This window comes from Bosea beijingensis (assembly GCF_030758975.1).
In the GTDB taxonomy this organism is placed as follows: domain Bacteria; phylum Pseudomonadota; class Alphaproteobacteria; order Rhizobiales; family Beijerinckiaceae; genus Allobosea; species Allobosea beijingensis.
The window spans coordinates 697,304-712,437 of the sequence record NZ_CP132359.1; the positions used below are offsets into that span (position 1 = coordinate 697,304).

At 67.1% G+C, this 15,134-nt stretch carries 13 protein-coding genes; 5 read left to right on the forward strand and 8 right to left on the reverse strand.

Features of this window, described 5'->3' with window-relative positions; genetic code table 11:
• Positions 1-42 precede the first annotated feature (42 nt).
• Positions 43-1,245, reverse strand: coding sequence for an MFS transporter (locus tag Q9235_RS03495; protein ID WP_306225401.1), 1,203 nt, complete (start codon positions 1,243-1,245; stop codon positions 43-45).
• A 169-nt stretch (positions 1,246-1,414) separates the two neighbouring features.
• On the opposite strand from Q9235_RS03495, the gene yddG reads away from it, so the two are divergent.
• Positions 1,415-2,278 carry an aromatic amino acid exporter YddG gene (yddG, locus tag Q9235_RS03500; RefSeq protein WP_306225402.1) on the forward strand — a complete coding sequence of 288 codons (864 nt, stop codon included), beginning with the start codon at positions 1,415-1,417 and terminating at the stop codon, positions 2,276-2,278.
• A 31-nt stretch (positions 2,279-2,309) separates the two neighbouring features.
• On the opposite strand, the gene Q9235_RS03505 is transcribed toward yddG, so the two are convergent.
• The 4 genes from Q9235_RS03505 to argH all read right to left on the reverse strand — a co-directional run bounded on the left by Q9235_RS03505 (position 2,310) and on the right by argH (position 8,369).
• Positions 2,310-5,036, reverse strand: coding sequence for a TIGR02302 family protein (locus Q9235_RS03505; protein ID WP_306225403.1), 2,727 nt, complete (start codon positions 5,034-5,036; stop codon positions 2,310-2,312).
• A 145-nt stretch (positions 5,037-5,181) separates the two neighbouring features.
• Positions 5,182-6,471: a diaminopimelate decarboxylase gene (gene lysA, locus Q9235_RS03510; protein WP_306225404.1), complete on the reverse strand. Its 1,290-nt coding sequence runs from the start codon at positions 6,469-6,471 to the stop codon at positions 5,182-5,184.
• A gap of 90 nt (positions 6,472-6,561) precedes the next feature.
• Positions 6,562-6,825, reverse strand: coding sequence for an LPS translocon maturation chaperone LptM (gene lptM / locus Q9235_RS03515; protein WP_306225405.1), 264 nt, complete (start codon positions 6,823-6,825; stop codon positions 6,562-6,564).
• A 158-nt stretch (positions 6,826-6,983) separates the two neighbouring features.
• The gene (argH, locus tag Q9235_RS03520; RefSeq protein ID WP_306225406.1) at positions 6,984-8,369 is read right to left on the reverse strand and encodes an argininosuccinate lyase; all 1,386 of its coding nucleotides are present in this window, start codon (positions 8,367-8,369) and stop codon (positions 6,984-6,986) included.
• A 30-nt stretch (positions 8,370-8,399) separates the two neighbouring features.
• On the opposite strand from argH, the gene tlpA reads away from it, so the two are divergent.
• From tlpA to Q9235_RS03540, 4 genes are all read left to right on the forward strand, one after another.
• On the forward strand, positions 8,400-9,026 hold the full coding sequence (gene tlpA / locus Q9235_RS03525; protein WP_306225408.1) for a thiol:disulfide interchange protein TlpA: 627 nt from the start codon (positions 8,400-8,402) through the stop codon (positions 9,024-9,026).
• Positions 9,027-9,101: 75 nt separating this feature from the next.
• A complete protein-coding gene (locus Q9235_RS03530; RefSeq protein WP_306225409.1) occupies positions 9,102-10,076 on the forward strand; it encodes a hypothetical protein in 975 nt (324 codons plus the stop codon).
• Positions 10,077-10,152: 76 nt separating this feature from the next.
• Positions 10,153-11,883: a carbamoyltransferase family protein gene (locus Q9235_RS03535; RefSeq protein ID WP_306225410.1), complete on the forward strand. Its 1,731-nt coding sequence runs from the start codon at positions 10,153-10,155 to the stop codon at positions 11,881-11,883.
• A 106-nt stretch (positions 11,884-11,989) separates the two neighbouring features.
• The gene (locus Q9235_RS03540) at positions 11,990-12,238 is read left to right on the forward strand and encodes a DUF1272 domain-containing protein (protein WP_061970067.1); all 249 of its coding nucleotides are present in this window, start codon (positions 11,990-11,992) and stop codon (positions 12,236-12,238) included.
• Between the two features lie 44 nt (positions 12,239-12,282).
• Here Q9235_RS03540 and grxD read toward each other — a convergent pair whose 3' ends face one another.
• From grxD to purL, 3 genes are read right to left on the reverse strand one after another with little or no spacing between them, the layout of a single operon-like run.
• Entirely contained in the window at positions 12,283-12,618 is a 336-nt protein-coding gene (grxD, locus tag Q9235_RS03545; protein WP_061970069.1) for a Grx4 family monothiol glutaredoxin, read from the reverse strand.
• 46 nt (positions 12,619-12,664) lie between these two features.
• Positions 12,665-12,901 (reverse strand): BolA family protein, encoded by a 237-nt coding sequence (locus tag Q9235_RS03550; RefSeq protein ID WP_061970071.1) that lies wholly within the window; start codon positions 12,899-12,901, stop codon positions 12,665-12,667.
• A 12-nt stretch (positions 12,902-12,913) separates the two neighbouring features.
• On the reverse strand, positions 12,914-15,124 hold the full coding sequence (gene purL, locus Q9235_RS03555) for a phosphoribosylformylglycinamidine synthase subunit PurL (RefSeq protein WP_306225411.1): 2,211 nt from the start codon (positions 15,122-15,124) through the stop codon (positions 12,914-12,916).
• Between the last annotated feature and the right edge of the window lie 10 nt (positions 15,125-15,134).

The window sequence follows — 15,134 nt, forward strand, 5'->3', positions numbered from 1 at the left end:
TCCGGGGTCTTTTTCGTTTGAGTGATGACGCGGCTTTGAGCCTCAGCTCTGTCGCCCGGCCTTCGGCAGCAGGAAGGTCAGCAGGCCCAGGGCCGGCAGCCAGGCGCAGATCTTGAACACCTCGATGATGCCGATCTTGTCGGCGAGCAGGCCGATGCCGGCCGCAGCGACGCCGCCGAGCCCGAAGGACAGGCCGTAGAACAGCCCGCCGACGAGGCCGACGCGGTGCGGCACGAGGTCGATCGCGTAGATCAGGATCGCCGAGAAGGCGCTCGCCATGATGAACGAGACGACGATGCTGAGCACGCCGGTCCAGAACAGGTCGGCATGGGGCAGCATCAGCGCGAAGGGCAGCGACCCCAGGATCGAGAGCCAGACCACCCGGTCGCGGCCGATCTTGTCGCCGATCATGCCGCCGACGATCACGCCGATCGCGCCGACGACGAGATAAAGGAACAGCATGATCTGCGAGAGCTGGATCTCGATGCCGAAGCGCTCGATCAGGTAGAAGGTGTAATAGGAGGTGAAGGCGGCCGTGTAGCCGTTCTTCGAGATCAGCAACATGACCAGCACCGCCATCGTCAGCAGCACGCGCCCGCGCGGCAGGCCGTGGCTCGCGCTTTCATCGGCATGGCTGGACGAGGATTTCTGCTCGCGCCGCATCGCCGAATAGCGCGAGCCGAGCCAGCCCATGACGAGCATGGCGACCAGCACGACGCCGGAGAACCAGGACAGGCTCGCCTGCCCGCGCGGCATCACCACCGCCGCCGCCAGCAGCGGGCCGACCGAATAGCCGATATGGCCGCCGACCTGGAACACGCCCTGCGCGAGGCCCTGACGGCCGGCCGCGGCATGGCGCGCCATCCGCGTCGCTTCCGGATGGAACACCGCCGAGCCCAGCCCGATCAGCCCCGCCGCGAGCAGGACCATGGCGTAGCTATGGGCGAAGGAGAGCATCAAGAGGCCCGCCAGCGTCGAGCACATGCCGGCGACCATCGCATAGGGCCACGGCTTGCGATCGGTGACGAAGCCGAGGATCGGCTGCAACAGCGACGAGGTCACCTGGAAGGCGAGCGTGATCAGGCCGATCTGCACGAAATCGAGCTGATAGTTCTCCTTGAACAGCGGATAGAGTGCCGGGATCATCGACTGGACGAGATCGTTCAGCAGATGCGCTACGCTGAGCGCTACCAGAACCGGCATCAGCGGACGGCGCGTGACGGATTGCAGCGGGATCGTGGTCATAAAGCAGGCAATGAGCCCGCTTTTGCCTGCGGTCAACGGGGCCGGGAGCATGACGCCCATGGCTGCAAGGCTGGGTTGCGGTGCAGCATCCAGTCGCCGGGCCCGGCGCCCCATCGGCAAGCCCAGTAAAACCTGCTATCGCCGCGCGGTCTTCTTGCCCGGCCCGCTCATGACCGCCCGCACCGCGACCCTCATCGGCTTCTGCGCCATCCTGCTCTGGTCGACGCTCGCGCTGTTCACGGCGATGTCGGGCCGCGTCCCGCCGTTCCAGCTCGTCGCGATGACCTTCGTCATCGGCGGGCTGCTGATCCTGGCGATCACGGCGCTGCGCGGGCAGCTCTCGCGCATCCGCCCGACGCCAGCCTCCTTCGCACTGGGCCTTTATGGGCCGTTCGGCGACACCGCGCTCTATTACGCCGCAGTGAAGACGGCCCCGCCGGCCGAGGCGAACCTGATCCACTATCTCTGGCCGCTGCTGATCGTGCTCTTTGCCGCCCTGCTGCCGGGCCGCGGCCTCAAGCCCCGCCACCTCTTCGGCGCGCTGATCGGTCTGGTGGCGACCGGCCTCCTCGTCTCGGGCGGCCTCGGAAGCGGCGGCGGGCTGGCACTCGGCCATGTGCTGGCGGCGCTCGGCGCCTTCGTCTGGGCGAGCTATTCGGTGGCCTCGCGCCGCTTCGCCACCGTCCCCTCCGAGAGCCTCTGCGTGACCATGCTGGGTTGCGCGATCCCGGCGCTGGCCTGCCATCTCGCTTTCGAGTCCACGCTCTGGTCGCTGACATCGGTCGAATGGGGTGGCGTTCTCGGTCTTGGCCTCGGCTCGATCGGGCTTGCCTTCGTCGTCTGGGATATCGGCATGAAGCAGGGCGACGTCGCCCTGCTCGGCGTCGCCTCCTATGCCGCACCGGTGCTGTCGACGCTGATCCTGGTGCTGTTCGGCTACGCACCTGCGAGCTGGCTGCTCGCAGCGTCCTGCGCGCTCATCGTGGTCGGGGCACTGGTGGCAAGCGGCGGCGGATTGCAATCCCGCAAATGAGATGCAGGCGCCTCTCGTCGAGGCACTCTACTCAATTCCGTCGCAGCAGCCGCTCCAGATAGTCCAGCTCTTCGGTCGGCCTCAGGGGATCGCCGAGCCGCTTGCGCAGCTCTTCCAGGATGCGCCGCGCCCGCTGGGTCGCGCTCTCGTCGGCGCCGGGCACCTTGACCCGGCCATCGGCCCAGTCGCGCTGGCGCTGCGGCCGGCCGAGCGGGTCCTCGCTGCCGCGCTGCTGTGCCGAAGGCCGGCCCTGCTGGCGCCCGTCCGGCTCGCCATAGGCCTGCCCCTCGCCTTCGCCCTCGCCGGGCTGGCCCTGCATCTGCTGGGCGAGGTTCTGGCCGCCCTTGCGCAAGGCTTCGAGCGCGCGGCCCTGCGCATCGAGCGCGCCTTCGCCCTGCCCCTGCCCGAGCTGGCTCTCCGCATCGCGCATCGCGTCCTCGGCCTCGTCGAGCTCGCCGTTCTGCGGCGCGCCCATGCCGCGCATCCGGCGCTGCAGGTCCTGCAGGCGCTCGCGCAGGGCTTGCTGGCGCTGCGACAGGCCCTGCCCCTGGCCGTTCTGGCCCTGCATGCCCTCGCCACCTTCGCCATCCTCGCCCTGCTCGCCGGGCTGTTGTCCCGGCTGCTGGCCACGCTGTCCCTGTTGGCCGCGTTGCCCCTGCTGGCCTTGCTGACCCTGCTGCCGCTGGCCGGGCCGTGCCTGCTGCTGGCCGGGGCGCTGGCCGCGCTGGGTCTGGCCCTGCCCCTGCTGGCGGCGCTGCTCGTTCTGATAGGTCTCGTCGCGCAGGTTCTGCTGGTCGCGCGTCATCCGGTCGAGATCGCCGAGCGCCTGGTTCATCTCGCGCTGGCGCGGGTCCTGCTGGCCCGGGCGCGCCATCTGGAGATTGTTGAGCATCCGGTTGAGCTCTTCCATCAGGCGCTGCGCCTCGGCCATGTCGCCGCGCTTCGACAGCTCCTCGATGCGGTCGAGCATGTTCTGCAGGTCGCGCGGCGTCACCGTGCGGAAATTCTCAGGCAGGCGCGCCTGGTCGCGATCGCCGTTCTGCTGTTGCTGGCGCATCATCTGCTCGGCGAGCTGGCGCATGAAATTGTCCATGGCCCGGCGCATCTCGTCGGTGAGCTTCTTGATCTCCTCCTCGGAGGCGCCACGCTCCAGCGCCTGCTGCAGGTTCTCCTGCGCCTGCCGCAAAGCCCGCTCGGCATCGGACATGTCGCCGTGCTCGAGCTGGAGCGCCATCGCCCACATCAGCTCGGAGACCTCGCGCAAGTCGTCGTCGCCACCGGCCCGGCGCAGGCGCTCGGCCAGCATGCGCATGCCCAAATAGACGCCCGGTTCCTTCATGAAAAGGCCCGGCTCGATCATCAGCGCATCCATGGCGAGCTGCACCTTGGAGCGGTCTTCGACATCCATGACGAGCTTGCGGCGCTGCTCGACCAGTGCCTTGGCCAGCGGCTTGGTGAAGGTGCGCTGCGGCAGCACGACCTCCAGCGGCTCGCTGCGGCCCTCCTGCCCCGCTTCGTCCTTGGCGATCAGCACCATCCTGACCTTGGCGCCCGCCCAGGGATGGGCAGAGAAATCGACCGTGCTCTTGTTCTCCTCCTCGCCCGAAGCGGAAGACGGCACGGCGAGATTCTGCTTCGGTGGATCGACCAGCGAGCGCCCGCCCTTGGCCACGTCGGGCCGCGAGACATTCACCTCGATCGAGGCGATGCCGTAATCGTCCCTGGCCTTGTAGGTGATGCCCAAGCCACCCGATTGCGCGCCGGTCACCGGCTTCGGTGGGTCGGTGAAGGCGATACTGGGCGGCTGGTCAGGAACCGAGGTGATGGTGAGCGTGGTCCCGGGCGCGCCGCTGCCCGTGAGCTTCAGCGTGCCGTTGCCGGTGAGCGTGAAGCGCTTTTCCAGAACCGCCTGCTGCGGCCCGGTAGGCTGAGCAGGCTTGGCCTGGCCGTCCTTGGCTTCGCCCTCCTTCACCTCCGGCTTGATCAGATCGAGCCGGCCGGTCGTGGCGACGTCCATGTTGGTCTTGCCGGCGATACGCACGACGATGACCGATTTCTCGGGCGCGTTCAGATTAGGGCTCGCGAGCTTGGCGAAATCGATCAGGATCGGCGGCAGGCGCGTATAGGCCGGCGGATCGATCCAGGCGTCGATCCGGGTCGAAGCGGCGATCGCGGAACGCCCCTTCCAGTCGAAAGCCGCGGAAAGCCGCTGCGTGACCTCGGGGCCCGCGACGAAAAAGCCGGTGATGGCGGCGAGCAGCGGCACGGCGCGCAGCGCCCGCCGATCATGGCCCGCCATGCGCGGCTGCGGCGGCTGAACGCGCAGCGCCGCGACCTGCCGGCTCTGACGCTCGACATGCAGCTTCCACAGCGCCTGCGAGACCGGATCGGCCGAGCTGATTGCGAGATTGTCCTCAAGCGAGGAGGCCGGCCGGTGGCCATCGGCGACGGAACGGTCGAGCCGCGTCAGCGCATCGCGATGCGTCGGCAGGACGAAACGCGCGACATGCCAGAGGCTGGCGGCGAAGGCGGCAGCGAAGGCGAGCACGCCGATGATCCGCCCATACCAGGGCAGATGCGTCCACAGGCCGAACCAGGAGACCGCGAGGAAGGCGAGGACGACGCTAAGCGGCAGCCAAAGCCGCGGCCACAGCCGCTCCCAGCCGAGCGAAAGGCGCGACGCAACGGCGAGACGGCCGAGCCGCTGCCGGATGCCGTCGATCGTGTCGGGCGCCTTGCGGCGCTCTGCCTCGCTCATGCCATCGCTCCGGGCAGCCCCCATTCCTGTCTGAACTTGCCTGACATGATCAGGCTAGCACGGGAATGTGGCATTGCCAGCGCGAAGAGGCGCCAACGCACAGCGCTCCGCCTTTCGTGAACGGAGCGGTGCGGGACTGAGCCGATCAGGCGAACCAGCCGGGCAGCTTGTCCGTGCCGATGAGCTCCTCATAGCTCTGGCGCGGCCGCGTCACGGCATATTGGTCGCCCTTGACCATGACCTCGGCGACCAGCAGGCGCTGGTTATAGGTCGAGGACATCGAGGCACCGTAGGCGCCGGCCGTCATGAAGGCGACGAGGTCGTTCTGCCGGAGCTGCGGCAGCTTGCGCCCGGTCGTAAAGGTGTCGCCCGATTCGCAGATCGGCCCGACCACGTCATAGGCCAGCTCCGGCCCGCCGATCTCGGGCTCCGTCACCGGCCAGATCTCGTGATAGGCCTCGTACATCGCCGGGCGAACGAGATCGTTCATGGCGGCGTCGACGACGAGGAACTGCTTGGTCGGACGCGGATTGAGATGCAGCACCCGCGTCAGCAGGATGCCGGCATTGCCGACGATCAGGCGGCCGGGCTCGAAGCCGAGTTCGACATCGAGCCCCTTGGTCACCTTGGCGACCATCTGCGCATAGGCCTCGATCAGGCCGGGCCCATAATCGAAGGTCTTCGGGATGTCGTAGGGAATGCCGAGCCCGCCGCCGAGATCGAGCCGGTCGACGCGGTGGCCCTCGCCTTTGAGGTCGCCGACCAGCGCAACCATCTTGGTGTAAGCCGCCTCGAAGGCATCGATCTCGCCGATCTGGCTGCCGATATGCACGGCCAGGCCCATGATCCGCACGCCCGGCATGTTGGCCGCGCGGGAATAGAGCCGGCCGACCTCCTCGAAGGAGACGCCGAATTTGTTCTCGGAGGAGCCGGTCGTGATCTTGGCATGGCCGCCGGCGCCGATATCCGGATTGACCCGGAAAACCGCCTCCTGCCGCTTGCCGAGCGACGCCGCGACCTTGGAGAGCAGGTCGAGCTCGCTCTCGCTCTCGATATTGACCTGATAGAGTCCGGCCTCGACGGCGAAGCGCAATTCCTGCTCGCTCTTGCCGACACCCGAGAACACGATCTTCTCAGGCGGAATGCCGGCGGCCAGCGCCTTGCGTACCTCGCCTTCCGAGACGGTGTCGATGCCGGCACCGAGCGCGCCCAGCGTCTTCAGCACGCCGAGGTTGCCGTTCGCCTTCATCGCGTAGAAGACATGGGCCTTGCCGGCCGGCGCGGTCGTCTTCATCGCCGCCTCGAACAGCTTGTAATGCCGCTCGATCGTCGCGCTCGAATAGACATAGACCGGCGTCCCGACCTCGGCCGCGATGCGCTGGAGATCGACGCCCTCGGCATGGAGCGAGCCGTCGCGATAAGCGAAATGATGCATGGGATGAGCTCGCAGTCAGGCTAGGCGGTCGGCGTCCCGGGCGAAGCCCGAGCATGACGCGTGATAGAGATGTCGCGACGGCGCCGGCCGTCACATCAGCGGATCGAGCACGAAAGGCTTGTTCGGCACGGTGATCGCCTTGTTGACCTTGGCCGGCTTCGCCAGCACGGAGCTCGAGCCCAGCGAAGCCGGATCGTTCTCCTTCGCGCCGATCTGGTCATCAGGCAGGTCGATGGCGCCGGTCGCGTTGGGCGGTGCCTCCAGCGGCCCCTTGCGCCCGCAGGCGCCGAGCGCAACGGCCAGCAAGCCGACGACCAGCAAGGTGCGGCCGAGTTTCAGGCGGGAATCAAGCACGAAAACGAACCCTCGGGGCGAAACGTGGCGGGACCTTAGCGGAGGATGCGGCGGAGCGCGAGCGCTTGTGACCGCCCTCCTCTGTCATTCCGGGGCGCGCCGCAGGCACGAACCCGGAATGACAACGGTGAGCTGCTACAAGCAGATATCGACAGACCTCAGCCTTTCGCGAGCTGCTTCAGCCAGCGCCTTGCCTGCTTGCGGACATTGGCCGGGGCCGTGCCGCCATAGCTGACACGGCTCTTCACCGACTGGTCGACGCCAAGCACGGCGAAGACGGCATCGGTGATCTGCGGCTCGACGGCCTGCATCTCGGCGAGCGACAGCTTCTCCAGCCCGACCTTCTTCTCCGAAGCGATGCCGACGAGGCGGCCGGTGACGTGATGCGCGTCGCGGAACGGCATCTTGAGCACCCGCACCAGCCAGTCGGCGAGATCGGTCGCGGTGGCGTAGCCGAGGCCGGCGGCCTTCTTCATCACCTTGAGGTCGGGCTGCATGTCGCGGACCATGCCGGCAGTGGCCGCGAGGCAAAGCGACAGCGTCTGCAGCGCGTCGAACGTGCCTTCCTTGTCCTCCTGCATGTCCTTGGAATAGGTCAGCGGCAGGCCCTTCATCATCGTCAGGAGCGCCTGGAGCGCACCAAAGACGCGGCCCGCCTTGCCGCGCACCAGTTCGGCCGCGTCGGGATTGCGCTTCTGCGGCATGATCGAGGAGCCCGTCGAGAAGGCGTCGGACAGCCTGACGAAGCCGAATTGCGGCGTCGACCACAGCACGATCTCCTCGGCGAAGCGCGAGAGATGCATCGCGCAGATGCTAGCCGCCGAGAGCGTCTCCAGCACGAAATCTCGGTCCGAGACCGAATCGAGCGAGTTCGCCGTCGGCCGGTCGAAGCCGAGCGCCTTCGCCGTCATGTGCCGGTCGATGGGGAACGAGGTGCCGGCGAGCGCGGCCGCGCCGAGCGGGCACTCGTTGAGTCGCACGCGGGCGTCGCGGATGCGGCTGCGGTCGCGGCCGAGCATCTCGACATAGGCGAGCAGGTGATGGCCGAACGTGACCGGCTGCGCCGACTGGAGATGGGTGAAGCCCGGCATCACCGCGCCGGCGTAAGCTTCGGCCTTTTCGGCCATGGCGAGCTGGAGATCGGCCATCTGGCCGTCGATCTCGTCGAGCGTGTCGCGCACCCAGAGCCGCATGTCGGTCGCGACCTGGTCGTTGCGTGAGCGGGCGGTGTGCAGCCGCCCGGCGGCAAGGCCGATCTTGTCCTTGAGATTGGACTCGACGTTCATATGGACGTCTTCGAGCGCCCGCGAGAACGTAAAGGCGCCACTCTCGATCTCGCCCTCGACCTTCTTGAGGCCGGCGATGATCGTCGCGACATCCTCCTTGGTCAGGATGCCGGTCTCGGCCAGCATGGCCGCATGCGCCAGCGAGCCGCGGATATCCTGGCGCCAGAGCTTCTGGTCGAAATCGATGGAGGCATTGATCTCCTCCATGATGGCGTCGGGACCTGTGGCGAAACGCCCACCCCACATGCGATTGCTCACGACGGTCTTTCCTGCTTTTGAGGACGCATAATGACGTCTGGAAAAAAGATCGGACTGGCCCTCGGGGTCGTGGCGGCGCTCGGCCTCGCTGGCGTAGCCGCCTTCTACTCCGTCCGGGGCGATGCCGGCAACGGATCATGCAGTGCCGCGAGCGCTTCCGTCGAGCGCATGAAACCACTGGTCAAGGGCGAGGTCGCGGCCGTCGAATTGCGTGCCCGCCCTCAGCCGGCGCCCGCACTCGCCTTCACCGGGCCGGACGGCCAGCCGACGACGCTCGCCGCGCTCAAGGGCAAGACGCTGCTGGTCAATCTCTGGGCGACCTGGTGCGCGCCCTGCCTGCAGGAAATGCCCTCGCTCGACGCGCTCCAGAAGGAGACGGGCGGGCCTGATTTCGCAGTGGTCGCGGTCAATATCGATACCCGCAATCTCGACAAGCCGAAGACCTGGCTTGCCGACAACAAGGTCGCCGCCCTGCCCTACTATGGCGATCCGCAGGCCGCGACCTTCCAGGCCCTGCGCGCCGCCCACAAGGTCGAGGGCATGCCGGTCAGCATCATCGTCGACAAGGCCGGCTGCGAACTCGGCATCATCCAGGGCCCGGCCGATTGGGCCAGCGCCGATGCGAAGGCGCTGATGAGGGCCGCCATCGGCCGCTGATTGACGGCTTTGAACCTCGCAGGCTTATTGCGCGCCGGTGGGAGGCAGCATCCGTCGTCAGCGAGGTCTTCAATCGTGAGCATATCCGTCTTCCGCACAGCGCTTCTGCGCTGCCTCCTCGCTTTGTCTCTGCTGGGCGCCGGCCTCGGCATCGCTCAGGCCCAGGACCGCAAGGCCATCACCGGCACAACCGTCTCGCTCGTGCCGCTCACCGGCTTCACGTCATCGACAACCTTCGCCGGGCTCGAAAGCGCCAGCACCAAGGCCTCGCTCCTCGTCGCCGAACTGCCGCCTCAGGCGCATGACCAGCTCGCCCCGATCTTCAAGGATATCGACAAGGCCAAGGCGAACTTCGCTCGCCAGAACATCACCGTCGACGACATCGAAACGATCGAGACCGCCGCCGGCCCGGCGCCGCTGATCACCGGCAGCCAGGAAGCGAACGGCACGAGCTACGACAAGTGGATGGTGCTGCTGAAGGGCGAGAGGACCGTGCTGATCACCGTCCAGTCGCCGGATGGCGCCGATCTCGAACCCGACGATATCGTCGCGATGCTAAAGACGGTCTCGCTCGGAGCCCCGCCCAGCATGGCCGACAAGCTCAAGGCCCTGCCCTTCACGGTCGCGGCTGCCGAGCCGTTCCGGGTCATCGATACGCTTGGCGGTTCGGGCGTGCTGATGACCGCCGGCCCGCTCGACGCCGACCCGTCCGGCACGCAGCCGATCATCGTCGTCGCCTATCAGCTTTCCGCACCGATCCCGACCGACAAGCTCGAAGCCGGCGCCGAGGCGCTGCTCAAGCAGACCAAGAACCTCGAAACCGCCACGATCACCAAGCGCGAGCGCGTGCCCTTCGCCGGATCGTCCGGCATCCTCCTCTCGGGCACGGCTACGGATCGCGGCGCCGAGAAGCGCTTCGCGCAATACATGGCAGTCGGAGCCGACGGGCGTTTCGTCAGGCTGATCGCGATCGCGCCGGCCAGCGCCTATGACGGCGTCAGGGCCGGCATCGAGAAGGTCGCGGCCAGCATCGCTTTCGCCGCGAAGTAGCCCGGCACCGCGTCACCCTGTCGCGCTCTCCGCTCAATCCAATTGGCTGGGGGCGCCGACAAGGGTAAGGCAGGGCATGACCTATACGATCGGCCTTGCCACCACCTTCCACGATCCCGCCATCGCGATCATCGGCCCCGATGGCGAGGTTCTCTTCGCGGAAGCGACCGAGCGCTACCTGCAATACAAGCGCGCGCCGAACTGCGAGCCGGATTCGGCACCGCGCATGGAAGGCCTGCTGAAGCGCTACATCCCCAAGGCAGCCGAGGTCCGCATCGCCACGAGCTGGGGCGAGGATTTCACCGGCTTCCTCGACCAGATGGCCCGCGCCGGCTCCTTCACGCTCGACGCCCTGCTCAAGCTTTCGCCCGAGCTCAATCGCTCGCTGGTGCCGGAACGGACCGAGCGCGCCCTGATCGCCTCGCTCCATCTCGGCCAGCAGCGCGCCGGCATGGGCGTTCTGCTCGGGCTCGACCGCGCCTATGGCAAGGCGAACGTCACCGGCCTCACGCGCTACGGCCACCACCTCAGCCACGCGGCCTATGCCTGCTGGTCCTCGCCCTTCGACGATGCCGCCTGCCTCGTCGTCGACGGCATGGGCGAGACCGGGGCATCCGCCATCTTCGCGCTGGAGAACGGCAAGCTCCGCGAAGTGAAGCGCCATCGCGGCCGCGAATCGATCGGCTTCTATTTCGGCCTCGTCACCGACCTCGCCGGCTTCGACCAGGCCAAGGGCGAGGAATGGAAGATCATGGGGCTCGCACCCTATGGCAAGACCGACCCGGAATTGATGGCGCTGCTGCGCAAGCTCTACTCGATCGACGGCCACAAGCTCTCCTTCGCCAAGGCTGATGTGGTGCAAGGCGTCGCCGCCGAGATCCTGGCGAAGCGCCCGGCCGACGCCCTCGACCAGGGCTGGGCCGATCTCGCCCGCTGCGGGCAGGACGTCTTCGCCGAGATGATGGAGGCCCTGCTGGCCGAGGCCGCCGCTCTCGTGCCGAGCGAAAACCTCGTCATGGCCGGCGGCTGCGCGCTGAACTCCTCGTTCAACGGCAAGATCGCCGGCCGCCACGGTTTCAAGACCGTGTTCGTACCTTCGGCGCCCGCCGATGACGGCAACGCGATCGGTGCCGCGTGGCTCGCCCACGCCGAGGCCAATCCGGACTGGCGCGCACCCAAGGGACCGCTCACTCCCTATCTCGGCTCGACAGTCTCGACCGAACCCTTCGAGCGCATGCAGCTCTGGGAGAAGCGGCTGCGCAAGCTTGCTCCCGACGAGATCGCGCCGGTCACCGCCAGGCTCCTGACCGAGGGCAAGCTGATCGGCTGGGTGCAGGGTCGCGCCGAGTTCGGCCCGCGTGCGCTCGGCAACCGCTCGATCATCGCCGATCCGCGCCCCGCCGACGCCAAGGACATCCTCAACGCCAAGGTGAAGTACCGCGAGGCCTTCCGGCCCTTCGCGCCCTCGATCCTGGCCGAGCATGCCGCCGACTGGTTCGAGCACTATCAGGACGCGCCCTATATGGAGCGCACGCTGGTGTGGAAGGAAGCAGTCCGAGACCGCGTTCCGGCTGTCGTTCATGAGGATGCGACGGGGCGCCTCCAGAGTGTCACCGCCGAGCGCAACCCGCGTTATCACGCGCTGATCTCGGCCTTCCATGATCTGACGGGCGTGCCGGTGATCCTCAACACCTCCTTCAACATCATGGGCAAGCCGATCCTGCACACGGCGGAGGACGCGATCCTGATGTTCTATACCAGCGGGCTCGACGCGCTGGTGATCGACGACTGGCTGTTGGTGAAGTAACGGGCGGCCTATCGATCCGCCGCGGTGATCGGTCGGATCACGCGAAATCGCTGGTTTCAACCTCGTTTGCGGTCATTGTTCCGGCCTGTCGGAAGGAGACGACGCCATGCTGCAATTGCGCCCGAACTGCGAATGCTGCGACCGCGACCTGCCGCCGCAATCGCGCGACGCCCTGATCTGCACCTTCGAATGCACGTTTTGCGCCGATTGCGTGGAGACACGCTTCGCCGGCACCTGCCCGAACTGCGGCGGCGATCTCGTGCGCCGGCCGATCAGGCCGGAGCGGATGCTGGAGAAATACCCGGCCTCGACCGAACGCGTCCGCAAGCCGCACCCGCAATGCGCGGCGGCTTGACGAAAGCGCTCAGGTCAGAAAGCTGATCGGGAAACCGGCGAGCCTTAGCTCGCCTGCTTCACCGCGATGCCCTTCTCTTCGAAGAGCTGCTGCAATTCGCCGGCCTGGAACATCTCGCGGGTGATGTCGCAACCGCCGACGAACTCGCCCTTGACGTAGAGCTGCGGGATCGTCGGCCAGTTCGAGAAGGCCTTGATGCCCTCGCGGATTTCCTGGTCCTCGAGCACGTTCACGCCCTTATAGGGCACGCCGATATAGCCGAGGATCTGCGCGACCTGGCCGGAGAAGCCGCACATCGGGAATTGCGGCGTGCCCTTCATGAAGAGCACCACGTCGTTGTTCTTCACTTCCGCTTCGATGCGGGCATTGACGTCGGACATCGTGTCTCTCCTGAAGCGGGTTCAAGGCCCGCCGGATGCTACTGTTCTAATCTTGGGGAACGCTGGTCGTCAGCGCAAGGGCGTGCAGCACGCCGCCCATATTCCCCTGGAGCGCAGCATAGACCATCTGGTGCTGCTGCACCCGGGTCTTGCCCTTGAAGGCGGCCGAGACGACGGTCGCGGCATAGTGGTCGCCGTCGCCGGCCAGATCCTTGATCTCGATCGCCGCATCCGGCAGCGCCGCCTTGATCATGCGTTCGATCTCGTGGGCATCCATCGCCATGGGTCGAACTCCTCAGGCCGCCTTGCCAGCCATGTAGGACGGCAGCCAGTCTTCATGGATCTTGCGGAGATCGGCGATCGCCAGAGCCGGCTCGCCCGGCAATGCAAGCGAAGCGCCGCCGGTCTTGCCGATGGCAAGCGCCGGCACGCCGGCAGCCTTCGCCGCCGCGATCACCGCATCGGCTTCGCCCGCCGGGACGGTCAGGGCATAGCGCGCCTGATCCTCGCCGAAGAGCGCGGCATGGACGGGGCCGGCCGGCAGCGTCTCGATGGTGGCTCCGATACCCTTGGCCATCGCCATCTCGGCAAGCGCCACGGCCAGGCCACCATCCGACAAGTCATGGCAGGTCGAGACCTTGCCCGACGCGATCAGCCCGCGCACGAAATCGCCGTTGCGACGCTCGATCGCGAGGTCGACCGGCGGCGGGGCGCCCTCCTCGCGGCCGCAAACGGTCGCAAGATAGGCACTCTGGCCGAGCCAGCCGGCGGTCTCGCCGATCAGGATGATCGCCTCGCCCGCGGCCTTGAAGGCGACGGTCGCGTGCTTGGTGACATCGGCCATGACGCCGACGCCGCCGATGGTCGGGGTCGGCAGGATCGAGACGCCATTGGTCTCGTTGTAGAGCGAGACGTTGCCGGAGACGACCGGGAAGTCGAGCCCCTTGCAGGCCTCGCCGATGCCGCGGACACAGCCGACGAGCTGGCCCATGACCTCCGGTTTCTCGGGGTTGCCGAAATTCAGGTTGTCGGTGATGGCCAGCGGTGTAGCACCCGTAGCGGTCAGGTTGCGCCAGGCTTCCGCCACCGCCTGCTTGCCGCCCTCGAACGGATCGGCCTCGCAATAGCGCGGCGTCACGTCTGCGGTCATGGCGAGGCCCCGCGGCCCGTCCTCGATGCGGATCACGCCGGCATCGCCGCCCGGCGTCACCGCCGAATTGCCGAGAATCAGCGTGTCGTACTGCTCCCAGATCCAGCGCTTGGACGACAGGTCCGGCGAGCCGATCAGCTTCTTCAAGGCTTCCGCATTGCCGCAAGGCGGTGTCACCGTCTCGGCCGCGATGCGCTGCTGCGGCGCGGTCTCGATCCAGGGCCGGTCGTATTCGGGAGCCTCGTCGCCGAGCTCCTTGATCGGCAGGTCGGCCATGACCTCGCCCTGATGCTTCACGACAAAGCGCAGCGTGTCGGTGGTGTGGCCGATGACCGCGAAGTCCAGGCCCCACTTCTTGAAGATCGCCTCGGCGGCGTCCTCATGGCCGGGCTTGATCACCATGAGCATGCGCTCCTGGCTCTCCGACAGCATCATCTCATAGGCGCTCATGCCCTCCTCGCGGCAGGGCACCTTGTCGAGGTCCAGTTCGACGCCGAGGTCGCCCTTGGCGCCCATCTCGACGGCCGAGCAGGTCAGGCCGGCCGCGCCCATGTCCTGGATCGCGTCGACATGGCCGGCGGCCATGATCTCGAGGCAGGCTTCGAGCAGCAGCTTCTCGGCGAAGGGGTCGCCGACCTGCACGGTCGGACGCTTCTCCTCCGACTTGTCGTCGAATTCGGCCGAGGCCATGGTCGCGCCGTGGATGCCGTCGCGGCCGGTCTTGGAGCCGAGATAGACGATCGCCTTACCGACGCCCGAAGCCTTGGCGTAGAAGATCTCGTCGGCCTGGGCGATGCCGACCGCCATGGCGTTGACGAGGATATTGCCGTCATAGCGCGTATGGAAGCCGGTGGCGCCGCCGACATTCGGCACGCCGAAGGAATTGCCGTAGCCGCCGATGCCGGCAACCACGCCGGAGACGAGGTGGCGGGTCTTCGGATGATCGGGCGAGCCGAAGCGCAGCGCATCCAGCACCGCGATCGGGCGCGCGCCCATGGTGAAGACGTCGCGCAGGATGCCGCCGACGCCCGTCGTCGCGCCCTGATAGGGCTCGATGAAGGACGGGTGGTTATGGCTCTCCATCTTGAAGACGATGGCCGTGCCCTCGCCGATATCGATGACGCCGGCATTCTCGCCCGGGCCCTGGATCACCCAGGGCGCCTTGGTCGGCAGCGTCTTCAGATGAATCTTCGACGACTTGTAGGAGCAGTGCTCGTTCCACATCGCCGAGACGATGCCGAGTTCCGTGATCGTCGGCTCGCGGCCGATCAGATGCAGGAAGCGCTGATACTCGTCCGGCTTCAGGCCGTGCTCGGCGACGAGCTGCGGGGTGATCTTGATGTCGTTCGGAATCACGGGCTCAGGG